Source organism: Maribacter sp. (assembly GCF_039974175.1).
Classification (GTDB): Bacteria; Bacteroidota; Bacteroidia; order Flavobacteriales; family Flavobacteriaceae; genus Maribacter_C.
On record NZ_JBDWJN010000008.1, the window covers coordinates 1 to 25,075 of the forward strand.

The window sequence follows — 25,075 nt, forward strand, 5'->3', positions numbered from 1 at the left end:
TCGTTGACTCGTGAAAGCCAGACTGCCTCCAGTAAGGCTTAACAAGGATGGTTCATAACCAATCACGTTAGGATCAGATACCGAAAGATCGCCAGACCTTCTCGTCTCAGAATGGTCCAATACCATCGTGAATCCTGTTCCGTGACCACTCTCCTCACTCATAGTATTGGCTACCGAACCACTGAAATCAAGATCATAGGGCAGGGTAACAACAATATCACTACAAGTCAATGTACTTATAGGTGAACATAGCGGAGGTTGGGGAAGAATTGTTATGTCCAGACTATCTGAAATGTTGTTTTCGTCGCTTATAGCTGATATGGTTACCATACCTTCTGCAACCCCAGTTACCAAACCATTCATATCAACTGTAGCAATTTCATTATTGCTTGAAAACCACCCTATTGATGGATTACTAGCATCTGGTGGCGATACCGTAGCCGTAAGTTGTTGGGTTGCTCCAATCTCAAGATTCGTTACAGTACTCGCAATACTGACGCCAGTTACGCTCACGGTCGCCCCTTCAACAGAAATTAAAGATGTCGCTTCATAGCCACCGTCAGTGGTAGTTGCCGTTATTATCGCTGTTCCTTCTGCTACGGCCACGACCAACCCATCCGTTGTAACTGTCGCTATCGCTGTATCACTAGAAGACCAACTCACTGAACTATCGTCAGCATCGACAGGCTCAACCATCGCAGTCAATTGTTGAATTTCCCCTTCAACCAAGGCAACCGATGGCGGAACAACACTCACGCCCTCAACATTTATGGGCTGATTTTCGATGGTAATTGCCGATGTTGCCTGATAGCTACCGTCAGTAGTGGTAACAGTAATGGTAGCCATGCCTTCTGAAATAGCAGTGACCATTCCGTCAACACTTACCGTTGCTATGCCTGTATCACTCGAGGACCAAACCACTGAAGTATCATCTGCATTTGATGGAGCAACTGCTGCAGTTAATGACAATTGGTCATCGACTAACATCGATGCTTCTATTGGATCAACGGTAACCCCGGTAACTGCAATTGCATAGCCTTCACTCGGTTCAACATACATTGTTGGAACCATTTCTCTTGACTGGCTATTACTCTCCCAAAAGAAATGTATTCTGGCAGTTCCGGCAGCTTGGTAGTATTCTATTTTTATTTCATGGGTTCCTTTATTAAGCTGTACCTGTACCGAATTTTCGGTTAGCGTTTGCACGTTCCATTCATCGATTAGTAGTTCTCCATCTATCCATAAACGCACTCCGTCATCTGACAATAAGGACAGCGTATATAACTCATCAAAGCGTGTTTCTAACAAACCTTGCCATCTTACAGCGTAATTCTCGAGCTGAAAACCGCTCTGAGGTGGATTTGTATCCCAGTTAAAGTCAATGGCCTTATCTACCCTAGTAAAGGCAGGCTCAGTGAGCTCAAGGTCAGTAAAGTAAGTCGCATTCCACCCATTACCATCAATTGCCGGGTTTAGGGCATTAATCCAATCTTCGATAAGCTGTACGGCTTCTGTATCAATATGATTTTTAGCCAATGGAGGCATAGCAGTTGACGTATTGACCTGATTAACACGCTGATAAAGAATAGAATTTTCTGGACTTCCCGGCACAATAGTCTTTCCGTTGGGTATGCCTAAATTCGAAATTACTTCACCGTTGATCAACTGTTGTCCATCAAGATTGGTTTCTAAGCGTAGATCCATATCACTTCTCGTTCCACCTCCTGGCTGATGACAACTAGCGCAATTTACATCCAAATAAGATCGCACCCTTTGCTCTAAAGATGCGCTTTCATCGTCAATGTGCATTGACGTTATATACTTATTCACTGCATTTACATCTATGGCTTCATCGAAAATATTGAGGTGATCCCAAGTGGTTAATTGATTTGCAGTTAATCCAGTGGACGGGTACATAAAATTGCCATTCAATTGACTTGTTTGTGTACCTAAAACGCCACCAGACGCTTCGGTATGACAGCTAATGCAATCTGATCTGCTAGGGTAAGTCCACTTTTGATTACGGGTGCCTCCATTGGTTTGTGTAATAGTAAAATCTTCTGTAGTTCCATCAAAAATAAGTTCTGCGTCAGTTCCAGCATTATTCCATTTGTAGGTTAATCCTTCTATTTTGCCGTCTTCCTGCAAAATCATAAAACGAGTCTCTAATTTTCTTCGCTGATCAGGGGTATTTTCATTGAGTGGTATCTCAAAATGTTTGACGAATACGGTGCCGGGAGGAAAGCTCCACTGCCCTCTAGTTCTATCAAATGCCCATAAATCTTCACGGTCCAAATCAACCTGCTCATCAACGCTATTAAAAGCACCATCATTCGGCAATATTACCCATCTCTTTTTTTCTGCTCCGTCTGACCAAAATGGGGCATTTATGTCATACGGAATTACTCCGGGGACGGCCACTAGATTAGACAAATCAGAAAACACTCCAGTATCTGATAAAAATCGAGGTGGTGTCACGGCAGGGCCATTGATGTGAACCAACTCCCACAACTGGGTATCATTGTCGATGTCTTCTCGTAATTCAATATTTACACCATTAGAATTAGAAGTGTTGGCAACGTTAAGGTATAAGTTGTTGTGAACGTTTCGTATTTTAAAGTAATCATTATCAGACTTCTCAAGAGTCCAAATTTGACTGTTGGTACCCGTATATGCCCATTGCTGAACATTGGTACCATTGGCAGTACCGAAGGCCGCAGCCTCGGCAACCTTATCGCTATTTTTACTTCTCAACACGTATCCAAACGCACCTTCACTTTCAATAGACCATTGTTGATTAGAAGCACCAGTAAATGTCCATTGGTGAATATTTGCACCATTGGCGGTACTCACCCCCGAAACGTCGAAATATTTGCCTGATTGTTTAGAACGTATAAAGTAATCACCGCTTATTCCGGTTAAAAATAAGGGGCTATTTGCAAGTTTTAGTAGTGGTTTATTGTTTCCTAACTGACCAATATATATTTCACCATCGGAATCTTGGCCAAATGTGGCAAAACTTGAACTCATTGTGGCAATTACACTGAAGCCTGTACCATCTAAATTAAGCGACCATACTTTTCGACTGCCATAATCGCCAAAAATATATTTTCCATATAATTCGGGAATTTCAGAACCGCGATAAACATAACCTCCGTTTATTGAAACACTGCCGTTGTTATGCTCGTAATAGAATAAAGGGTCGGTTACCGTACCAATAATGTTGGCGGGTCTTGGTAGAAGATCTGGTCTATCCGTTTCCCCTTCGCGAAAAGGCCAGCCATAATTTGCCCCTTTTTGAACCACGTTAATTTCCTCTTTTTTAACCCCAGAATTCGAACCTACATTGCCTATGTACATCGTACCGGTTAGTACATCTTTTGTCATCTTATGCGGACTTCTACAACCTATTGCAAAATATTCCTCAAAAACACTACCATCAGCATTAACCCATGGATTATCGGTAGGTATATAATAGTTATCTGTAACCCCCTGCCCTAGTTGCTGAAGTGTTCTTCGTAATGGATGTGAAATTGCACCTCCCTTTTTATCTACGTCGATTCTTAAAACGCCCCCAGCCAATCTTTCATTAATATTTTGCGAGTTCGTTATGACGCCTAAATCGCCTATAGTTATGTAAAGAAAACCGTCGTCACCAAAAGCTAAAGCTCCCCCTCGATGCAAGTTTGTAGACGTAAAACTTAAATCTTGTTCAATAAGTATTTGCTCCGAATTCTGATCATAGACTTCAGCGCCGGTATGCCTAGTAAGACGAGATACTCTTATGTATTTTTTATTCGATCTAAGTGTTACATAATAAATATAAAGGTAATTCGCGTTGGAGGAGCCCGGTATATTAAATTCAGGATGAAAAGCCAAACCAAGCAAACCAGAATCTTGGCCATTCCACACCAAGTCTTCCATATTTCTAAACAACTGTTTTTGTGGGTTTGTCGCATCCTTATCGAAAGAATAAATAAACCCGTTTCGCTCCGAAACATAGATAATGGAACTATTAGGGGCTTGGGTCACTCCCAAGACACCGCTGTAGTTAATATTTTCTACGTAATTTGAAAAAATAGGCGCTGAACTTGCCGTTGTAGGCTGCATTGAGGGAAATTTGTTACCAAAATAGGGTTCGATGGGCGTCGCGTTAGGTATCCCTGAATCTACAAAGGCGGGAATAGCGGCAATCAACAAAAAGCTCAGCAGTACAAATACGAAACTTTTGTTTGAGTATTTTTTTTTCATATGGTGGTCGGCTTTGGTATTACAAAGCTAGCGTAGTGCCCTATAAAGCCTAAGATATTCGATGAACGGCATGATTATCCTGTTCAATACATGCTATAGAAAATTCGTACGCATTTAAAGAAACTTTCGAGTAGCTTTTCTTTACTGAGAAAGCATAATTTTTTGGGATAATAATTTAAAAAAGTGTGCTTAATAGGCCATATTGCGAATCACAGGTATCTGGTATGCTAAGCTTCAGTTGTTAGGGCTAAAGTCAAATAGCCAAAAATAGCCTGGCCTTAAATGGTGGCTTTTTCTTTATTGACCCGCATTAGCAAAAGCATGCCGACTAAAAAGAACAATCCTAAAAATATAGTGGCATTGCGCATGCTTCCTGTAACTTGGGCTATATAACCATACATAAATGTTCCAATTACAATCCCAATTTTTTCCGAGACGTCATAAAAGCTAAAAAATGAAGTAGTATCTGTGGTATTTGGCAAAAATTTGGAATAGGTAGACCGTGAAAGCGCTTGAATACCGCCCATCACTAAACCTACACAACCTGCGCCTATATAAAAATCTATCGGAGTAACCATAAAATAAGCATACACACAAATAAGCACCCACATCAAATTGACGATAATTATGGTTTGAACGTTTCCGAATCGCTTTGATGCCCAAGCGGTTACCGTTGCCCCGATGATAGCAACGATTTGAATAACCAAAATACTCACAATTAGTCCCGTTGTACGTTCGTTATCGGTACCCCATTTGATTTCCTCCTCCCCGAAATAGGTAGCGATGAGCATTACAGTTTGAACGGCCATACTATATACAAAAAAAGCAATCAGATATCTTTTCAGTTTTATCTCATTGCCTAATTGTTTCCAAACAAGCTTTAATTCTTTAAAACCATTGAGAATAATATTCTTTCTTTCTCCTTCTTTTTTATAGCCCTTCGGAAGATGGTAGAATGTATATTGAGCAAAAATAATCCACCAGATACCCACTGTTAAAAAAGAATACTTCATTGCTTTTATTTCGGCTATTCCCTCGGTGTCAGTTTCAATTCCGAAAAAATTGGGCTTCATCACCATAGCAAGATTAAAAAGTAGGAGAAGTACACTACCAACATACCCCATTGAAAATCCTTTTGCACTAACAGCATCTTGTTGCTCAGGAAAAGCTACGTCTGGCAAATAGGAATTATTGAAGGCAAAACTAACCCAGAAGCCTACTAATCCGAAAAAATAACAGATTAAACCGATATAAATATTATCCAATGAAAACCAATACAGACCAATACAGGAGATTCCACCTAAATAGCAAAAGAACTGCATAAAAATCTTTTTGTTACCCAAATAATCTGCAATTCCAGATAAAAATGGGGTAATGAAAGCAATAAATAAAAAGGCCGCTGAAGTGACATAACTAATAAGTGGAGCTCGGGCAATTTCCCCTCCAAAAATGGTGATTTTTTCCACCTCGGCCACCCTAAAAAGTGCTCCATAAAATATGGGAAAAATGGCTGAGGAAATAACCAAACTATATACAGAGTTTGCCCAATCATAAAAGGCCCAAGCGTTGAGTAGTTTTTTGCTTCCTTTAACTGCTAAAGTTCTTGCCATAGGTGTGGTTTGGTCATAAAAAAACCGTCAGCCTCTAAGCTGACGGTTTTAAATATACGATTATTACAAATACCATTTATTGAAAGGTGGTCACTCCAAATTTTGCAGCTTCTTTTTTAGCCAAGGGTGCCCATTGTGTTAAATTGGATATACGTGTATCATTTGAAGGGTGCGTACTCATAAACTCTGGTGGGGCTTGACCACCACTTTTTGCTTTCATGCGTTTCCATAATTCAGCACCTTCATCGGGGTTATAGCCAGCAATGGCCATTATTTGCAAACCTATACGATCTGCCTCGGTCTCATGGCTTCTGCTAAAAGGAAGCATTATACCCAAGGTCGACCCCAAGCCGTAGGCCTGATTGAACATGTTTCTTTTCTGTGGGTCTTGAATTGCAACATTTCCGGCAACCGCTCCAAGTTGTTGTAATGTGCCAGCACTCATTCGTTGGGCCCCATGATCTGCCAAGGCATGTGCTACCTCATGGCCCATGACAACAGCCACTCCTGTTTCTTGCTGCGTAATAGGTAATATGCCTGTGTAAAATACAATCTTACCGCCTGGCATACACCATGCATTTACCGTTTCATCCTTGACCAAATTATACTCCCATTGGTAATCTTTCAAATAACCGGGGTATCCATTTGCCGTAAGCCATCGTTCGGCCGCAGAAGAAATACGCTGACCAACTCTTGTAATCATTCGTGATTCTTCTGTATTTTCCACAACCGCATTTTCGGTTAGAAACTGATCGTATTGCGCAAACGCCATGGGGAAAATTTGCTTATTCCCATAAAAATTCAATACTTTTTGCCCCGTAAATGGATTTGTTTTACATGCCGTAACGCCAATAAAAATGACCAGCGCTAGAATTAATTTTCTCATGATAGTGTGTGTTTAGTTTTTGTAAAGTACAAAAAAAATTATTTCCCTGTAATGTGAAGGGTAGTAAAGTTTTTGTTCACTTCTATCGAATGATTTCCGTTTTTCTTTACATCATTTAAATTTACCTTCTCATTATCAATCTCTATGCCATTGATTTCAAAAGGTAGTCCATGAAACTTAATTCTAAAGGTTTCATAAGAAGTAATAAACGTGCCATCTTTATGCTGTTGGATGCTTAATTTATTGAGTTTTGCTTGCAATCTAAATTTGCGCATACTATAGCGGCCTTTGGTGTAATCATATCCGTCTTGGCCATCTTCGTACACCATAGAATTTTCAATACCCTCCTTATAATAAACGTCGAGAATCAGCTGGTCGATTTTCTTTTCACCCACAAACTGCTGTACAGGATATTTTGGAATAATGGCACCTGCTTTTATAAATAATGGAATTTTATCAATGTCAGCAGCAACCCACTTTTCTTTGCCTCCATCTACTACCTCTTCGGTCCAGAAATTATACCATCTCCCTCTAGGAATATACATGCGTCGCCCCTGAGCATTTGGTTCTTGAACCGGACAAACCAATATTTGATCTCCAAAAATAAACTCGTCAGTTCTGAAATGTGTTTGTACGTCTTCTTGGTCGAACATGACCAAAGATTTCAGCATAGCAATACCGTTCTTGGCATAGTCGTAGAACATGGTATACAGATATGGCAATAACTGATAGCGCAACTCAATAAATTTGCGAACAATATCAGTTACATCATCATCAAAAGACCAAGGTTCTTGATCTCCATGGTCACCACTAGAGTGTACCCGGCAAAAGGGATGAAAAATTCCTAGTTGAATCCAGCGAGCGAAAAGTTCTCCATTCGGTTGTTCTGCAAAACCTCCAATATCAGAGCCAACGAATGAATACCCGCTCATACACATGCGCTGCATTTGAACATTAGCCAACCATAAGTGTTCCCAGGTGGCAACATTATCGCCTGTCCAAGTACAAGCATATCGTTGTGTTCCTGCATAGGCCGCCCTGGTAATTACAAAAGGCCTTTTTGGATAGGAATGTTTTTTAACTCCGTTATAGGTAGCCCGCACCATTTGCATTCCGTAAACATTATGTGATTTTCTGTGAGTGCTGGGGTTTCCATCGTTGTTATGACGTGTGTCTAGGGGAGCCGTTTTAGAAGGCACTTCCATTACCGCAGGTTCATTCATGTCATTCCAAACCGCGTGAACACCCATTTCGGCCATAAATTCTTTATACAATTCAGCCCACCATTTACGCACTTCCGGATTGGTGAAATCTGGAAAGTGACATTCGCCAGGCCACACTTTCCCATGCATATAGGGTCCGTCACCACGTTTACAGAAATAATCATTTTCCATAGCTTCTTGGTATACCCAATAATCGCGATCGATCTTTATTCCCGGATCGATCATAACCACGGTTTTAAAACCGTCCTCTTCAAGCTCATCGATCATTCGCTTTGGATCAGGAAAGCGTTTCTTGTCCCAAGTGAAACAGCGAAATCCATCCATATAATCAATATCTAAATAGATACCGTCACAGGGAATTCTTAAATCTCTAAACTTCTTGGCGATCTCTTTGACATTACTTTCTGGAAAATAACTCCATTTCGATTGCTGGTATCCTAAAGCCCATAAAGGTGGCAGCTCAGGTTTTCCCGTTAGATCTGTATATAAGCGAACCACTTTTGACATCTGAGGGCCATAAATAAAATAGTAGTTCATTTCGCCCCCGTCAGCCCAAAAACTAGTGGTAGTACGTCTTTCATGGGCAAAATCAAAATGGGTTTTGAAACTATTATCAAAAAAGATACCGTAGGCCTTGTTATTGGTTAATCCGACATAAAATGGAATTGCCTTATACAACGGATCTTGGTCTTTTCCATAGGCATATTGGTCAGTTACCCAATTTTCAAGCCTTTTTCCCTTTAGATTTGAATGTGTCGCCTTATCGCCCAGTCCATAGAAACTTTCTCCTGTCTGGGTAATTTTGCTCATCTTCACGGTATTACCCCCATATTCGTAATTCTCTTCCCAATGGAAACCAATTTCATCTTCATTTATGATGTTTCCTTCGGGGTCAGAAATCTGAACGCGCATCGTTTTTTTATCTACCAAAACCTTCATACGAATGGTTTCGATTAGGTACTCGGTTTTAGTTTCCGAAACTCCTAATTTATCATAACCGCGAATTCCATCTTTACTGATGGCATACGAAAAATCGGGTTCAAAATTGTAATTAGTGGCATATCTAAAGCGTAGCATGCTGTTGCGGAGCACTGTAATTTGTAGTACCACACCATTTTCCGAGGTGAAATATAACTTGTCAACGTCTTGTAGAAAATCGACTATCTGGTTTGGGTATAAATTCCCTTTGTATTCTAATTCTGTATTGGTTATCATTATTTAGTTTAATTGAAGGGGAAAAATTAGACTAATAATCCATAAAAATAAAGCGATAAGAGCAGAATTTTCCAACTATAACGAAATTGTCAGTTTTTCTATTTAAAAATGACAATACTTAAAGGCGGAATGGTCATTTCCACAGATTTTTTATAACCATGCCATTCCTTTGAGCTTAACTTGGAAATATTCGTTTCCATGCCAGAGCCGCCATATTTTTGAGCGTCGCTATTGAACAGCTCTTTTACAAGACCTGATTTTTTGGGAATACCAATACGATAATTTTCCCTTGGAACTGGGGTTAGATTCAATGCGATATAAATATCGTTCTTCTCATCATGCCCTTTACGAATGTAGGTTAAGACTGAATTTTCATGGTCTCCATAGTCAATCCACTGAAATCCTTCGTGGCTAAATTGTTTCTCGTACAAAGCTGGATGCGATTTGTAAAAGGCATTCAAATCTTTCACCAATAGTTGAACCCCTGAATGCACTTTGTGATCTAGCAAATGCCAGTCTAAACTCTGCTGGAAGTTCCATTCGGAAGTTTGACCAAATTCCCCTCCCATGAATATTAGGTTTGTTCCAGGATGCGTAAACATATACCCGAAGAGCAGCCGTAGATTTGCAAATTGCTGCCACTCATCACCTGGCATTCTGTATACCAATGATTGCTTTCCATACACCACCTCATCGTGAGAAAATGGTAGCATAAAATTCTCAGTAAAGGCATACGTCATACTAAATGTCAAATCGTTTTGATGGTGTTTTCGATATACAGGTTCTTTTTTGAAATACTCTAAGGTATCGTGCATCCATCCCATCATCCATTTCATTCCAAAACCAAGTCCGCCTAAACTTACCGGTTTTGAAACCCCAGAAAATGCGGTTGATTCCTCTGCAATAGTCTGAACACCTGAATAATTTTCGTAAACCGCCTCATTCAATTCTCGAATAAAGGACAGCGCCTCTAAGTTTTCGTTGTTACCATACATATTGGGTTCCCACTCTCCTTCCTCTCTAGAATAGTCGAGATAGAGCATAGAAGCTACGGCATCAACACGCAGGGCATCGGCATGAAATTGGTCTAACCAAAAAAGCGCATTGCTAATTAAAAAAGCGCGAACTTCATTGCGCCCGTAGTTAAAAATCAAACTTTTCCAATCAGGGTGGTAGCCTCTTCTTCGATCTGGATGTTCGTATAAATGAGATCCATCAAAAAAACCTAGACCATGTGCATCTTCGGGAAAGTGAGAGGGTACCCAGTCTAGAATTACACCAATGTCATTTTGATGTAATTTATCAACTAGCCGTTTAAATCCTTCGGGCTCTCCAAATCGTGAAGTTGGAGCAAAATACCCCGTAAGTTGATACCCCCATGAGGGATCATACGGATATTCCATAACCGGCATGAACTCCACATGGGTAAAGCCCATCTCCTTTACATATTGAACTAAATCTTCGGCGAAATCCTCATACGACAAGAATGCATTGCCATTCTTCTTTTTCCAGGAACCCAAATGTACCTCATAAACGGAATAGGGCCTATCGAGTCCGTTTTTATCGGCACGGTACCCCATCCATTTTTTATCATTCCAAGTATACGCTGCCTCCCAAACAATTGAGGCCGTATTCGGCGGATGTTCGCAATAACGCGCAAAGGGGTCTGCTTTTTCCGTAACTATTCCATGGTTATTTGAATGTATTTTATACTTGTAAATTTCTCCATGACCAATATTGGGAATAAACCCTTCCCAAATTCCACTTGAATCCCAACGCACTTGCAGTAGATGTTCGTTATCGTCCCAAGCATTGAAGTTGCCAACCACTGATACCGTACGGGCAGTTGGTGCCCATACAGCGAAATAAGTTCCCTGCACCCCATCAAGCTCCATGGGGTGAGAACCCAACTTCTCATATAATCTGTAATGTTTTCCTGATTTAAATAAATCAATATCAAAATCAGAAAAAAGACTGTGCGTAATAACCTTTGCCATTTGGTTGTTTATTTGCTGCAAAACTAATCAAGTTTGCCTAATATAGGGCAGTAAATCAATACTTACTTTGCTTTTAAAAACTAACTTTTACGATAAATTAGGTTAGAAATTAAAAAGTGGAACGCTTTTTGAATTATAAATTCCAAATTTGAAAAATTCGTATAAACTAAATACTATTATTATGAAAAAAGCAACTCTACTATTCAGCGCAATTATAACGCTTTTAATGGTCTCCTGTGAAGTAAATGGCCTTGATGGTCGTGATGGATTAGACGGACTAGATGGAAGAGATGGCATTGACGGCCAAGACGGGGTAAATATTCTCGCGCAGGTAATCGATATTGAAGGAGATTTTACTGCTGAAGATGATTATAGTATTTTTTACGAATTTCCGAATACCATAGAAGTTTTTGAAACAGATGTCGTTTTAGTGTATATTTTATTTGATCAAACAGAAGATAGCAATGGTGAAGCTGTTGATATCTGGCGCTTGTTACCACAAACTCTAATTGTTGACCAAGGGTTATTGCAATATAACTTTGATCACACTTTTTTTGATGTAAATATCTTTCTCGAAGCAGATTTTGACTTAGGTTTGTTACTACCTGGTGATACCGATAATCAAGTATTTCGTATCGCTGTAGTACCTGGAGAGGCGTCGGGAAAATCAAATTTAGACCACACAAATATTGAAGCCGTTATGGCCCATTTGGGAGTAGAAAATAAAGATGTACCAAGGGTAAAACTTAAATAGAAAATTCTACTTCGTCGCGCATTGAAATCCTGTTCTCATACTGAAAGCAGGATTTTTTTATTTTAGGTCTTACTTTTGAAAGGAATCACTCGAAAGTACGTCTGAATTAAAAAGCATGAAATTATGTTAAAAAATATTGCTATTGTATTGGTACTGCTGCTAACTGGTTGCAAAGGCACTACCCAAGAAAAGAAAGAAATGGCGGCCAAAAACAGCGAAATGCAGGGAAAAACTTTTGCAGTTACCAAGACTGATGCCGAATGGCAAAAAGAATTGACCCCAGAACAGTATTATGTTTTGCGAAAAGCTGCTACAGAGAACCCCTTTACTAGCGAATTGCTAGAGAACAAAAAGGAAGGGGTCTATGTTTGCGCTGGCTGCGACACTCCACTATTTGAAAGTAAAACGAAATTTAAATCAGGTACCGGTTGGCCAAGTTTTTACCAAGAAATCGAAGGTAACGTCGCCTATGACGTCGACTATAAAATAGGTTACAAGCGTACTGAAGAGCATTGCGCCACCTGTGGTGGACATCTGGGACATGTTTTTGAAGACGGACCAGAACCTACCGGAGAAAGGCACTGTATCAATGGAGTAGCATTGAAGTTCATTCCTTCCGAAAAATAAGGCTAAGAAAAATTCCCCGAACCTAAATGGGGTTTAAAATTCCAAATTCAGACTTGCCAAAGTCTAGGGTTTGGAATTTTTTCGAGGTTTCATTTCGTATCTTAGGACAAAATGAACTATCAAGAAAACTATATTAAAAGTGCGGTCTACGAGTTTCAACGCTACAAAACTTTAGGAGACAAAACCTTTGATCAACTCGAGGAGAACGATATACATTGGGTGAACAACGCATATGATAATAGTATGGCCATCATTGTAAAACATATGGTCGGTAATATGTTTAGCCGCTGGACAAATTTCTTTACCGAAGATGGTGAAAAGATCTGGCGCAATCGAGAAACAGAATTTGAGAATCCTTATACTACAAAGGCCGAAATGATAAGGGCCTGGCAAAAAGGTTGGCAATGCCTTTTTGAAGCGTTGGAGTCTATTGATTCCAACAACTTTAATTCAAAAATCAAAATTAGAAACGAATCACATACGGTTTTTGAAGCTGTAAATCGACAACTCGCTCACTATGCCAATCACGTTGGACAAATAGTGTATATAGGAAAAATGATCAGAGGAAAGGAATGGGTTTCATTATCAATTCCAAAAGGGGACTCTGCAGCTTTTAATCAAAAAAAGCTTAATTCATAAAGTGTCTTTTTCCACCCGCGCGATTTTTAGAATTTAGCTCCTTTACTTCGGAAGACCTTTGGGGATTCCACATCAACAATTATAACATTTTTTTGGATTTTGGTGCTTGGATTTTGGCACTCGAATTGCGTACTTTTGCACTCGCTCCCGATAGCTATAGGGATTGAATATTAAAAACGAAAAATATGAGCAATTTTGATGTTATTGTTTTAGGTAGTGGTCCTGGAGGTTATGTTGCCGCTATTAGGGCTTCTCAACTAGGTTTGAAGACCGCTATTATTGAAAAAGAAAACCTAGGAGGGGTTTGCCTCAACTGGGGATGTATACCCACAAAAGCATTGATAAAATCTGCTCAAGTTTTCGAATATCTGCAGCATGCCAGTGACTACGGATTGAAAGCCGAAAGCGTTGACAAAGATTTTGACGCCGTTGTCAAAAGAAGTCGGGGAGTTGCAGACGGCATGAGCAAAGGCGTTCAATTCTTGATGAAAAAAAATAAGATTGAGGTCCTTAATGGTTTTGGAACACTAAAAACCGGAAAAAAGGTTTCCGTTAAAGACGCAGATGGTAAAGAAACTGAATACGGCGCGAGTCATATAATTATTGCCACCGGAGCTAGAAGTCGTGAACTACCAAGCTTGCCTCAAGATGGCAAAAAAATAATTGGGTACCGTGATGCAATGAGCTTGGATAAGCAGCCCAAGAAAATGATTGTTGTAGGTAGCGGTGCCATTGGAATCGAATTTGCGTATTTCTACAACGCTATGGGTACTGAGGTTACCGTTGTTGAGTATTTGCCAAGAATTGTTCCTGTTGAAGATGAAGACGTTTCCAAACAATTAGCACGTAGCTTTAAAAAAGCCGGCGTCAAGATAATGACATCAGCTGAAGTTACGGGGGTTGATACTTCCGGAGATGGTGTTAAAGCCACGGTAAAAACTTCCAAAGGAGAAGAAGTGTTAGAAGCCGATATGGTGCTATCAGCAGTTGGTATTAAAACCAACATCGAGAATATTGGATTAGAAGATGTTGGTATTGCGACTGACAGAGATAAAATTTTGGTAAATGATTTTTACCAGACTAACATTCCTGGCTATTATGCAATTGGTGATGTAACTCAGGGTCAGGCCCTAGCTCATGTGGCTTCTGCGGAAGGAATTCTTTGTGTAGAGAAAATTGCCGGTATGCATGTTGAAGCTCTGGATTATGGTAACATTCCAGGTTGTACCTATTGCTCACCTGAAATTGCATCAGTAGGATTGACCGAGGCTCAGGCTAAAGAAGCTGGGCACGATATCAAAGTAGGAAAGTTTCCTTTTTCCGCAAGTGGAAAAGCAAAAGCCTCTGGAGCATCCGACGGATTTGTAAAAGTGATTTTTGATGCCAAGTACGGCGAATGGTTAGGCTGCCATATGATCGGTGCCGGTGTTACCGACATGATAGCTGAAGCCGTGGTAGCACGTAAACTAGAAACCACAGGGCATGAAGTTTTAAAAGCCGTTCACCCCCACCCTACCATGAGTGAAGCGGTTATGGAAGCCGTGGCAGATGCCTATGACGAAGTTATACACCTATGATATGAAGTGGGACAATAGAAACGTACATAGAGATGTCGCCTATTTTTACATAGGTCTAATTATTGCCTTTTCCTTTTCAGGAATTATCTTGAACCATCGTGCGGATTGGTACCCCATGGATTACACTTACGAAAGCAAAGACGTACAATTGGAACTTCCTTCAGATAAGGATGCTATTGCTTCTGAGAAATTTATCAAGGGGATTTCAGAAAAATGGAAACTTGATGCCACATATGATAGCCATCGTATTCGTGATAATGAACTCCGTGTTTTCTACAAAGATAATATTGTACTAGATGCCGATATTACTACCGGGAAAGGTGTGGTTGAATACAAGCGTAAGACACCATTTTTAGGGCAAACGATGTTCTTGCATAAAACCACCAACAAATTCTGGATTTGGTATTCTGATATCTTCGGAATTGGTATGTTGACCATCGCATTTACAGGAATGTTCATTATAACAAGGGGTAAAAACACCTTTAAAAAAAGAGGATGGAAACTAGCTTTGATAGGATTGATTTTTCCCATAATAATACTAATTCTCTTTAGCTAACAGCTATGTTAAATCTATTTCGAATTACCTCCATTCTGGAAGGCATATCGTATTTGGCGTTGTTTGCAGTCACTATGCCTTTGAAATATTTGGCCGATATTCCGATGCCTAACAAATATGTCGGTTATGCCCACGGCGTCTTATTTATTGCCTATATACTTATTGCCGCTTTGTTTTGGTTTAAGAAAAAGTGGTCTTTAAAAAGAGGCTTTATTCTAATGGTAGCATCGCTTCTCCCTTTTGCTACTTTTTATGTGGAAGAAAAGTATTTGAAACCATTGGCAAACTAGTTACTAATTTTCTACAAACTTATAAATAGCCCCATCAAAGGCACATATATATAACTCATTATTGGCATCGGTACCGAATGAGGAAATGGGTAGTCTTGATTCAACTACTAATTGGTTGGTAAGGCTACCTCCCAAATTCGTACTGAGTGCCCATACTCTCCCAGAAATGAAATCGGCATACATATATAACCCTTGAAGTGGAGCTATAGCCTGGCCCCTATAGACATAACCACCAGTAATTGACCTATCATTAGCGCTTTGGTCGTACTCAAAAACTGGAGCTTCAAAACCACTGGTATCGCAGCTTGACGAATTAAAGCACTGGGTACCTTCTAAAGTATTCCAACCATAATTTGCGCCACTTTCGATGACATTTATTTCTTCTATCGCATTTTGGCCAACATCTGCCGCCCATAAGAAATTAGTTTGTACATCAAAGCTAAAGCGCCATGGGTTACGCAGCCCGTAGGCATAAATTTCATCTCGCGCAGCCGTATTACCTAGAAATGGATTATCTAATGGAATAGCATACGCTAATCCATTTTCGTTAAGATCAACATCTATGCGTAAGATCTTGCCCAATAGATTGGTCAAATTTTGAGCATTTCCCTGAGGATCACCGCCAGAACCTCCATCACCAGATGCTATATACAAATAACCATCAGAGCCAAAAGCCAATTGTCCGCCGTTATGATTTGCAAAAGGTTGCGGAATCTGGAGAAGGATAGTTTCACTACTCGAGTTTGCCATATTCGAATCTGAATCCGATACTTGAAAGCTAGATACTACCAAAAGATCAGCAGAAGGGGTATAGGCAAGGTAAAAAAGTCCGTTTGAACCAAAATTTGGGTGAAATGCCAACCCTAACAAACCCAACTCATCTCTACTGATAAGATCATTGCTGATGTCTAGAAAAGTTGTGCTTTCAGAAACTGTTTCAGTGTTTGGAAAAACTTTGATGGTTCCGCCCTGCTCTACTACAAATACTCTATCGGTACCGTCTGAGGGACTCTGTAAATCGAGCGGTTTTGCAAATCTTAAATTGGGAAATGCATTTTGTAATGCAATCGTATTTTGAGGAATTGGATCCGGAGATCTGTTATCATCTGAGTTGTTGCAAGCCGACAATATGGCTACCAAAAAGACAAAGCTAATTTTGAAAATTCTATTCATAGCGTGGGGTTTAAGCATATATACGCTAAAACGAACGTTTGAAGATGCCGATACCAATTGCTATATACTATATACGCTAAAATCTAGACCCCAAACTGCGACAGATGATGATCTAAATGCTTAGAAAACAAGGTATTCCACTCATTTTCTGATAAGGCACCAAATGCATGTGATTCTTTGCCATCAAAATGCGATGGGCCCAACTGCTGTGTTTTCTGCACATGTTCGATAAGTCTTTTCTTTTCCGTTTCGAATTCCCTTTGGTCGGTAATCAAAAACATTGGAGCCGTACGTGAATTTTTTTTGTATGGTTTTGGTCCTACAACAACATTTTTAGCGAAAAGTTTGATCATAAATTTTTGAAAGCCCTTTGGTTTAGGATGCTTATCGGTATAAACAAGTTCATAGGCAACATTGCAATGCGCTAGCATTTGCGCTACGCTCATCTTCCCCCACTGTGGTTGGGTTTCAGAAGTCAATGCGTTAATTCTAGAAATCGCTTGCTGAGATTCTTGCTCGTTGAATAGATTTTTCCAGTTCATGATGCTGCTATTTCATTTCTATAAATATATAAAATTAAATCTTCAGAAAAGCACCAATGAAAGCATAGAAAATTTACATAAAACTCTCAAGAGCCAAATCGTAACTCTGTAGGCCAAAACCTAAAATTACACCCTTGGCACTCGATGAAATGTAGGAAACATGACGAAAATCCTCACGCTTGTGTGTGTTGGAAATATGCACCTCCACAACAGGAGTTTCAATAGCCTTTACCGCGTCACCAATTCCCACAGAAGTGTGGGTATACGAAGCAGCATTTAAGACAATTCCATCATAGGAAAAACCTACTTCTTGAATTTTACCAATAATTTCTCCTTCGATATTAGACTGGTAGTATTCAAGTTGAACATCACTGAATTTGGATTGCAATACCTTAAAATAATCTTCAAAAGTTTGGTCTCCATAAACCTCTGGTTCACGTTTTCCCAATAGGTTCAAATTGGGCCCGTTGAGTATAAGAATCTTCATGGTTTAAAAGTACTAATAATTATGCCTCCAGAAAAAATGAAATGATTTCATTTCTGGCTGTCATAAAAATCATAAAACCCCTTGACTCGTTAAAAAAGAAACAGATATCCTAAAAGTACTGTGGAGAAGGCGACATCATCATTAACGGCCAAATAAGAGATGTTTAATTCAGAAGTGCCACCACCCAAATCAATGCCCATGGAAGGTCTATAATACCATGCGCCCTCATTGCCGTCATTGATACCTACTGCATAACCAATATCTCCACCAAATTTAAAGCCTACATTCTTGCCAGGGTATATTCTGAGCGAAGCTCCAACTGGAAGGTATTGCCAGTTACCAAATTCTGTTTGAACAGTTTGGCCGTTTGCAGTTGTGGTTTGATCTTCTCCAAAAGCATTGAAAAATCCAGTTGTGACACCTATATCAAGGACTTTAGAAACACCCCAATGATGATAGACATCTACTCCTAATCCAAAACTATATGATTCCGAGAAATCGCCAAGAACCAGACCGCCGTTTAGACCAGCTCTAAAATTGGTGCGATCTACGTTTCGTTGTGCCTGCAATGCAAATGCAGTAAAAATCAATACTAAAGTAAGGATGCCTTTTTTCATTGGTTTATTAGGTTTGGTTGAATACCAACAAAGCTAGCGGCATTACCTCCTACCTACCAATTTTTGTTGTCAAATGAGTCAAACCGTCTTTAAAAACCAAGATACTGTAGGTTTCAAGTTTAAAATCGTCAGGATAAGTGCAAAAAATAGCCGCTAATAAAGCGGCTATCTCTATTGTTTTCTACTAATCAGACTTAAAAGAAATAATTGGCACCTATCTGAAAAGCAAAATTTTTGGTATTTGTTGCATCGATGACTCTAGTTAATCCTGGGCTTATTCTTAAATTGAAGTAGAAGTTTTCGTCTAAACGATATCCCCCACCAACATTTAGCCCGATGTTTACCTTTTTTGTGTCGATTAACGATACATCCTCATCCCAATTATCAGCGATTAAAAATCCTACTTGAGGTCCAAATTCAACCGCAATGGCATCGGTGATATGATACTTTCCCATAATAGGAACATGCAGGTATAGCAGATTTAAGTTTTCTACCCCAATATCTGCACCCTGAAGTTGAATCAAAAGTTCGGGTTGCAAATAAAAACCATCGAAAAACGCAGGTATTTCTGCTACTCCGCCAACATAAAAACCAGGTTTAGGAGAAATATCTACAAAATCGCGCTCCAAGAAGGTTGAAAACCCAAATCCAGCTTTTACCCCAAACATCATATCTCCACTTGCACCACTGCCGGAAGTATTGCTAGTACCTTGAATAACTTGGGCAAGGCCCGTTTGTAAACTAAAAAACAAAATTCCGATAAGTAGTAAAATTTTTCTCATAGCATATTGGGTTTTAAGAATATACGGATCAAAACGGAATTATGGCTTTATTTTAAAAAAAATATGCAACTCCGAGGATGAAATTATTAGCCTTCAGCCTATTGATAGAGTTACCAGGACCGTCATAGCGATTTGTTAGTTCTGTAGAAAACCTTGCCTGAACCGCGAGATTATCCAAAATGTCGTAACCAGCCCCAAAACCAATATCAATACCAAGACTTTTCACTGCATCTTCAGCATCAATTAATTCTAAAATATCTTTGACTTTACTAGCATTGGTCGAAATGCTAAATTGTGGACCGGCCTGAGCATACAATTTGTCAATGATGTAATACTTGACCATTATCGGTAGTTGTATGTATTCCAAATCTCCGGCTTTAGCGTAGATGAATTCAGGTTGAACCCCAATCTTCTCAGAAATTCCCAAATTGGCTATAGCTCCTATATAGAAGCCCGTACCGCTTGCGGCAGTGAAGTCTGCCAAATTGATTCCCAAAGGAGACAATTCATTATTGATACGCGAAGTTATCAAGCCACCTGTTGCACCAAATTTAAAATCGCCTTGCGCTTGAAGTCCTGAAACCAGAAGAAATGACAGGATAATCGTAAAAAGTACTTTTTTCATAATAGTAATGTTATAGTGTTTGTATTCAAAGATAAAAAACTTTAACAATCAAGATACGTACCAAATTGGTATTTCAACGAAAAAATCAAGTTCCAAGGGCTTTAAAGAGCAAGTTGTTTCTGTACTTTGTTCCCATAAAATAGCGGATTGTGTATCTTTAAACAATGAATTGGAAACTTGCCCAAAAAGACTATGAGCACTACCTCAAAATCGAAAGGGGCTTGGCAAATAATTCCATTTCAAACTATTTACTCGATGTCGAAAAATTAGTACTCTTTTTAGAACGCAATTCGATATTGGCAAACCCGATTCAAATTCAAAAAGAGGCCGTGCAACAATTCATCTATGAGATTGCAAAAACCGTGAACCCGAGATCCCAGGCACGAATTATATCAGGACTTAAAAGCTTCTTCAACTATTTGGTTTTTGAAGACTACAGAAGTGACAATCCGATGGATTTAATCGAATCTCCCAAAGTAGGTCGTAAGCTGCCAGACACACTCTCCGAAAAAGAAATAAATGCACTTATTCAAGCGATTGACCTATCTAAACCTGAAGGTGAGCGCAATAGGGCGATGCTCGAGACGCTTTACGGATGCGGCTTGCGCGTTTCTGAACTAGTTAACCTTCAAATCTCAGACCTGTATTTTGAAGAAGACTTTATTAAGGTTACGGGCAAAGGTGACAAGCAGCGGTTTGTTCCCATTAGTGATATCAATAAGAAATACATCAGTATTTACAGAAAGGAAATCAGAGTACACCAGACGATTCAAAAAGGCTTTGATGACATTCTCTTTTTAAACCGAAGAGGCAAACAGTTGACCCGGGCTATGGTCTTTACAATAATAAAACGCCTAGCTGAAAAAATAGGCCTGAACAAAAATATCAGTCCGCATACTTTTCGCCATTCCTTTGCTACACATTTGTTGGAGAACGGGGCCGACCTTCGGGCTATTCAACAAATGTTAGGCCATGAAAGTATCACCACTACCGAGGTCTATATGCACGTAGACCGCACACATTTGGCCGATGTGATGAACAGATTTCATCCCAGAAAGACCCATTAAGACATATTTAGCCAGGCTACTTTACACGCTAGAAAAGAGACCGGTACTGATATTCAGGCCACTTCAGTTACCATCGTACCGGCACTATGCCAATGGTTATAGTGCAGCTTTTGCACTAGGCACTTGACCTCTTGCTATTAACCTTATGTGCCCTAGAAAAAAGAATGCTGAATATAACCTAATGCTTGTTCCAATAGGCAACTTGCCTCAAGAATTAAAGACAATATCATGCTATAGGAAACTGTATTACAGTCTTAGCTAAACTAATAGTACGAAGACCTATTTTTTGAGACAAAATACCCTTACGCATAAGGCTTTTGATATATTTCATCGAAAAGTTCTTAACCTCAAACGTTGTAGTACAATTTCCTTTTTTTTTCCCACAAGATTATTAGTGTTAAATGATATATTTAGTGCTTTATAGAATTTTGATATGCAAAAAGAACTGAATCGGCAATGGTGGAAAGAAGGTGTTGTCTACCAAATTTATCCGCGTAGTTTTCAGGATACCTCAGGCAATGGAGTAGGTGATATTCAGGGTATTATAAGTCGTTTGGATTATATAAAAGGCTTAGGGGTCGACATTATTTGGTTAAACCCCGTTTACGAATCCCCCAATGACGATAATGGTTATGATATCAGTGATTATCGCAATATCATGGAAGCCTTTGGCACCATGGCCGATTTCGATGAACTTTTGGCCTGCATGAAAGAAAGAGGCTTGAAATTGGTTATGGACCTTGTGGTAAACCATAGTAGTGATGAGCATGCGTGGTTTCAAGAATCAAAAAAATCTAGAGATAACCCCTATCGTGACTATTACCATTGGTGGCCAGCGGAAAAGGGAACTCCACCAAAAAGATGGAGTTTTTTCGATGTAGAAAGCAATGCCTGGAAATATGACGAAGCCACCGATGCCTATTACCTACACTGCTTTTCAGTAAAACAACCTGATCTCAAATGGGAAAATCCAAAAGTACGTCAAGAGATATACGATTTGATGCAATTCTGGTTTGATAAAGGCATCGATGGTTTCCGTATGGATGTGATTTCATTTATTTCTAAGGATACTGATTTCCCCGAACTACCAGAATCGTACAAGGGTGAGTTCATACCGTTTTATGCCAATGGTCCGAAACTGCATGACTATTTACAGGAAATGAATACTGCTGTGCTCAGCAAATATGATGTAATGACGGTCGGAGAAGCCCCCGGCATTGGCATTGACCGTGCTTTAGATTTTGTAGATGAAGACCGAAATGAGCTTAATATGTTTTTCCATTTTGACCTTATGGGTTTAGATCGCGAACAAGGGGAAACATTTATAATGGCCAAGGAACCTTGGAAACTTTCAGAGTTCAAAAAAATACATTCTGACTGGGATGCCGTTTTTGCAGAAAAAGGGTGGGGAAGTATGTTTCTCAACAATCACGATTTTCCGAGAACTGTAAGTCGTTGGGGTAATGATTCTAAAACGCACTGGTATAACTCGGCAACCATGCTACAAACCTTCTTATTGAGCATGCGCGGCACCCCGTTTTTCTACTATGGTGAAGAAATCGGGATGACCAATGTCAGATTCAATTCAATTTCCGATTACCAAGATATCAATACCAAAAACCGCTATAAAACCATAGAACAAAACGGTGGCGATTTAGGGGCATTTATTGAAAATGAAAAAGAGGCCAGTAGAGACAATGCCCGCACCCCAATGCAATGGGATACTTCTGAAAACGCTGGTTTCTCTAAAACAAAACCCTGGTTAAAAGTTAATCCAAACCACACCGAGGGTATTAATGTAGCTGCACAAGACGCCAATAAAGATTCTGTGTTAAACTACTTTAGAAGAATGGTAGAGGTTCGTAAAGACCATCCTGCTTTGGTTTATGGTTCCTACCACTTGCTTTTACAGGCCGATGAGGAAGTATATGCCTATTCCAGAATATTGGGAGCGGAACGTTATTTGGTATTGCTGAGCTTTTCTATTGAAAAAGTAGTCAAAACTATTGGAGAGATTAAATTTGAGAAAGCCGAATTGGTAATTTCAAACGATGACGTAGAAACCCTTTCCAATGACAAGCTATTTGAGCTAAAACCTTATCAAGCAAGCATTTATAAGTTGCACTAAATCTTCACCTATTAGCAAGTTGATTTTAGTATCTTTAAAATCACTTTAAAGGTCTTCTATTTTGCAAAAAATACTTTTTGCCGGAGTACGCTTTCTTTTCTTTTCCATTCATCAAGGAAAAGCCTGTACAATTTTATACGATGTTGAAAAGGCTACGGAAAATATAGCAACGGGCAACAATGATGTTGATTGGTGCAATAAGGAAGCTTATATACAAATCGAACCTAGAGGCAACAAGGTAATGCCCCACTTGTGGTACTTGCTGAATGACTTTGCCCAAGGAAGTATCAACAAGGCAATATTATGCTGCGCTGGTACCGTTCGCGAACAAGAATTATCCAAAGCATTGAAAAAAACTATTACTCTAATAACCACCAACAAACTCGTATGATCATGAAAAAACTATACTGTATTTCAATGTGCTGTATCCTTTCTTTTACAGCCTTAAACGCTCAAAAGAAGGCCGAAGATGTCCTTCAAAAACTCGATAGTCAAAAAGAAAAATATAGTTCAATTGCCCAAAACATATGGGGTTTGGCCGAAATGGGTTATCAGGAAGAAAAGAGTGCGGCCCTTCTACAACAAACCCTAGCTGAAGCCGGTTTTACCATTCATACAGGGGTTGCAAACATACCCACGGCCTTCACTGCAGAATACGGGAGTGGAAGCCCTATTATAGGCATAATGGGTGAATACGATGCGCTTCCTGGGCTTTCGCAAGAAGCAGTGGCCGAAAAGAAATCAGCAGGAAAGGCAGCTGGTCATGCCTGCGGACATCATTTGTTCGGTACCGCTTCTGCCGCGGCGGCTATTGCGGTTAAGGATTGGATGGTATCTAGCAAAATCAAAGGCACAATACGTTTTTACGGTACTCCCGCTGAAGAAGGTGGTGGTGCAAAAGTTTATATGTCGCGCGAAGGACTCTTCGACGATGTTGATGTTGCACTGCACTGGCATCCAAGCTCGCAGAATGCAGCTAGTGCTGCCGCAGCCTTATCAAACATTTCTGCAAAGTTTCGGTTTTATGGTGTCTCGTCGCATGCCGCGGGTGCACCTGAAAGAGGACGTTCTTCTTTAGATGGGGTTGAGGCAATGAACAATATGGTCAACCTAATGCGTGAACATATTCCACAAGAAACACGCATTCACTATGTCATTACGGATGGTGGAAAAGCACCTAACGTTGTTCCCGATTTCGCAGAGGTCTATTACTATGCACGCCACAACCGTAGAGATGTGGTAAAAAATATATTTGACCGTATCGTCAAGGCAGCTGAGGGCGCAGCCATGGGCACAGGTACAACCATGGACTTTGAAATCGTAAATGGTGTACACGAACTTTTGCCAAACCTTACGTTACAAAAAGTGGTACACCATAACTTGACCAAGGTGGGAGGAATTGCGTATACTAATGAAGAAAAAGCCTTTGCTGATAAAATTGCCATTAGCTTGGGTCAGCAGGGCGCTGACTTAGCCACGGCAAAAAATGTGCAACCCTATAAAGAAACCGCACGGGCATATGGCTCTACCGATGTTGGTGATGTGAGTTTTGTGGTGCCTACAGTTGGCTTTAGCACGGCTACCTGGGTTCCGGGAACTTCCGCTCATAGTTGGCAGGCCGTAGCAGCTGGTGGAACCACCATCGGAAAAAAAGGAATGATGGTAGCAGCTAAAACACTTACGCTAACTGCCATGGATTTATTTAAGAACAAAGATCTGGTGGCCAAAGCTAAAAAGGAGTTTCTCGATCGCCGTGGTGCCGATTTTAAATACGTTCCACTACTGGGTGACCGACCACCAGCTTTGGACTATAGAAAGTAAGTTATAGCGGTCTTAACAAAAAGTCATTGAATAAAGAATTCTTGTACTACTGATATGCAAGGTAGCCACACCCAAGGCCGAAACACCAACTCAACAGATTGGCTTTTCGGGAAAAGTCGCTTTCAAAAGATGAATTTTATAAGATCAATTTTTTTTGAATTTACATGTAACAAAACCAAAAAACACACTACTAACGTAACAACATCTT

At 39.9% G+C, this 25,075-nt stretch carries 21 protein-coding genes; 10 read left to right on the forward strand and 11 right to left on the reverse strand.

What is annotated here, in order from left to right:
* The 5 genes from ABJN95_RS05885 to glgB all read right to left on the reverse strand — a co-directional run.
* On the reverse strand, positions 1-4,251 hold a 4,251-nt coding region (locus tag ABJN95_RS05885; RefSeq protein ID WP_348369217.1), incomplete at its 3' end, for an Ig-like domain-containing protein.
* 278 nt (positions 4,252-4,529) lie between these two features.
* Positions 4,530-5,861 (reverse strand): MFS transporter, encoded by a 1,332-nt coding sequence (locus ABJN95_RS05890; protein ID WP_348369219.1) that lies wholly within the window; start codon positions 5,859-5,861, stop codon positions 4,530-4,532.
* Between the two features lie 76 nt (positions 5,862-5,937).
* On the reverse strand, positions 5,938-6,747 hold the full coding sequence (locus ABJN95_RS05895) for a M48 family metallopeptidase (RefSeq protein ID WP_348369221.1): 810 nt from the start codon (positions 6,745-6,747) through the stop codon (positions 5,938-5,940).
* 38 nt (positions 6,748-6,785) lie between these two features.
* A complete protein-coding gene (locus ABJN95_RS05900) occupies positions 6,786-9,185 on the reverse strand; it encodes a glycoside hydrolase family 31 protein (protein ID WP_348369223.1) in 2,400 nt (799 codons plus the stop codon).
* Positions 9,186-9,283: 98 nt separating this feature from the next.
* Positions 9,284-11,182 carry a 1,4-alpha-glucan branching protein GlgB gene (glgB, locus tag ABJN95_RS05905; protein ID WP_348369225.1) on the reverse strand — a complete coding sequence of 633 codons (1,899 nt, stop codon included), beginning with the start codon at positions 11,180-11,182 and terminating at the stop codon, positions 9,284-9,286.
* Positions 11,183-11,363: 181 nt separating this feature from the next.
* Between glgB and ABJN95_RS05910 the strand changes: the two genes are divergently transcribed.
* The 6 genes from ABJN95_RS05910 to ABJN95_RS05935 all read left to right on the forward strand — a co-directional run bounded on the left by ABJN95_RS05910 (position 11,364) and on the right by ABJN95_RS05935 (position 15,625).
* Positions 11,364-11,936 (forward strand): collagen-like protein, encoded by a 573-nt coding sequence (locus ABJN95_RS05910; RefSeq protein ID WP_348369226.1) that lies wholly within the window; start codon positions 11,364-11,366, stop codon positions 11,934-11,936.
* Between the two features lie 123 nt (positions 11,937-12,059).
* The gene (gene msrB, locus ABJN95_RS05915) at positions 12,060-12,563 is read left to right on the forward strand and encodes a peptide-methionine (R)-S-oxide reductase MsrB (protein ID WP_348369228.1); all 504 of its coding nucleotides are present in this window, start codon (positions 12,060-12,062) and stop codon (positions 12,561-12,563) included.
* A gap of 111 nt (positions 12,564-12,674) precedes the next feature.
* The gene (locus ABJN95_RS05920) at positions 12,675-13,202 is read left to right on the forward strand and encodes a DUF1572 family protein (protein ID WP_348369230.1); all 528 of its coding nucleotides are present in this window, start codon (positions 12,675-12,677) and stop codon (positions 13,200-13,202) included.
* Positions 13,203-13,387: 185 nt separating this feature from the next.
* Entirely contained in the window at positions 13,388-14,779 is a 1,392-nt protein-coding gene (gene lpdA / locus ABJN95_RS05925; RefSeq protein WP_348369232.1) for a dihydrolipoyl dehydrogenase, read from the forward strand.
* Positions 14,757-15,335, forward strand: coding sequence for a PepSY-associated TM helix domain-containing protein (locus ABJN95_RS05930; RefSeq protein ID WP_348369234.1), 579 nt, complete (start codon positions 14,757-14,759; stop codon positions 15,333-15,335). Before lpdA ends, ABJN95_RS05930 begins: the two co-directional genes overlap by 23 nt.
* Positions 15,336-15,340: 5 nt before the next feature.
* Positions 15,341-15,625, forward strand: a complete 285-nt coding sequence (locus ABJN95_RS05935) for a DUF3817 domain-containing protein (RefSeq protein WP_348369236.1) — start codon at positions 15,341-15,343, stop codon at positions 15,623-15,625.
* A gap of 3 nt (positions 15,626-15,628) precedes the next feature.
* On the opposite strand, the gene ABJN95_RS05940 is transcribed toward ABJN95_RS05935, so the two are convergent.
* The 6 genes from ABJN95_RS05940 to ABJN95_RS05965 all read right to left on the reverse strand — a co-directional run bounded on the left by ABJN95_RS05940 (position 15,629) and on the right by ABJN95_RS05965 (position 19,851).
* Positions 15,629-16,798, reverse strand: coding sequence for a PQQ-dependent sugar dehydrogenase (locus ABJN95_RS05940; RefSeq protein WP_348369238.1), 1,170 nt, complete (start codon positions 16,796-16,798; stop codon positions 15,629-15,631).
* 83 nt (positions 16,799-16,881) lie between these two features.
* Positions 16,882-17,340 carry a DUF1569 domain-containing protein gene (locus ABJN95_RS05945; RefSeq protein WP_348369240.1) on the reverse strand — a complete coding sequence of 153 codons (459 nt, stop codon included), beginning with the start codon at positions 17,338-17,340 and terminating at the stop codon, positions 16,882-16,884.
* A 73-nt stretch (positions 17,341-17,413) separates the two neighbouring features.
* Positions 17,414-17,827, reverse strand: a complete 414-nt coding sequence (aroQ, locus tag ABJN95_RS05950; protein WP_348369242.1) for a type II 3-dehydroquinate dehydratase — start codon at positions 17,825-17,827, stop codon at positions 17,414-17,416.
* An 89-nt stretch (positions 17,828-17,916) separates the two neighbouring features.
* Positions 17,917-18,444, reverse strand: coding sequence for a hypothetical protein (locus ABJN95_RS05955; protein WP_348369244.1), 528 nt, complete (start codon positions 18,442-18,444; stop codon positions 17,917-17,919).
* A gap of 194 nt (positions 18,445-18,638) precedes the next feature.
* Positions 18,639-19,226 (reverse strand): porin family protein, encoded by a 588-nt coding sequence (locus ABJN95_RS05960; RefSeq protein WP_348369246.1) that lies wholly within the window; start codon positions 19,224-19,226, stop codon positions 18,639-18,641.
* 52 nt (positions 19,227-19,278) lie between these two features.
* Positions 19,279-19,851 carry a porin family protein gene (locus ABJN95_RS05965; protein ID WP_348369248.1) on the reverse strand — a complete coding sequence of 191 codons (573 nt, stop codon included), beginning with the start codon at positions 19,849-19,851 and terminating at the stop codon, positions 19,279-19,281.
* Between the two features lie 164 nt (positions 19,852-20,015).
* Here ABJN95_RS05965 and xerD point away from each other — a divergent pair, with 164 nt between their 5' ends.
* The 4 genes from xerD (at position 20,016) to ABJN95_RS05985 (ending at position 24,867) form a co-directional block, all read left to right on the forward strand.
* Positions 20,016-20,918: a site-specific tyrosine recombinase XerD gene (xerD, locus tag ABJN95_RS05970; protein ID WP_348369250.1), complete on the forward strand. Its 903-nt coding sequence runs from the start codon at positions 20,016-20,018 to the stop codon at positions 20,916-20,918.
* Positions 20,919-21,351: 433 nt separating this feature from the next.
* Entirely contained in the window at positions 21,352-23,046 is a 1,695-nt protein-coding gene (locus ABJN95_RS05975; RefSeq protein WP_348369252.1) for an alpha-glucosidase, read from the forward strand.
* 61 nt (positions 23,047-23,107) lie between these two features.
* Positions 23,108-23,437 (forward strand): hypothetical protein, encoded by a 330-nt coding sequence (locus ABJN95_RS05980; RefSeq protein ID WP_348369254.1) that lies wholly within the window; start codon positions 23,108-23,110, stop codon positions 23,435-23,437.
* A gap of 2 nt (positions 23,438-23,439) precedes the next feature.
* A complete protein-coding gene (locus ABJN95_RS05985) occupies positions 23,440-24,867 on the forward strand; it encodes an amidohydrolase (RefSeq protein ID WP_348369256.1) in 1,428 nt (475 codons plus the stop codon).
* Positions 24,868-25,075 lie beyond the last annotated feature (208 nt).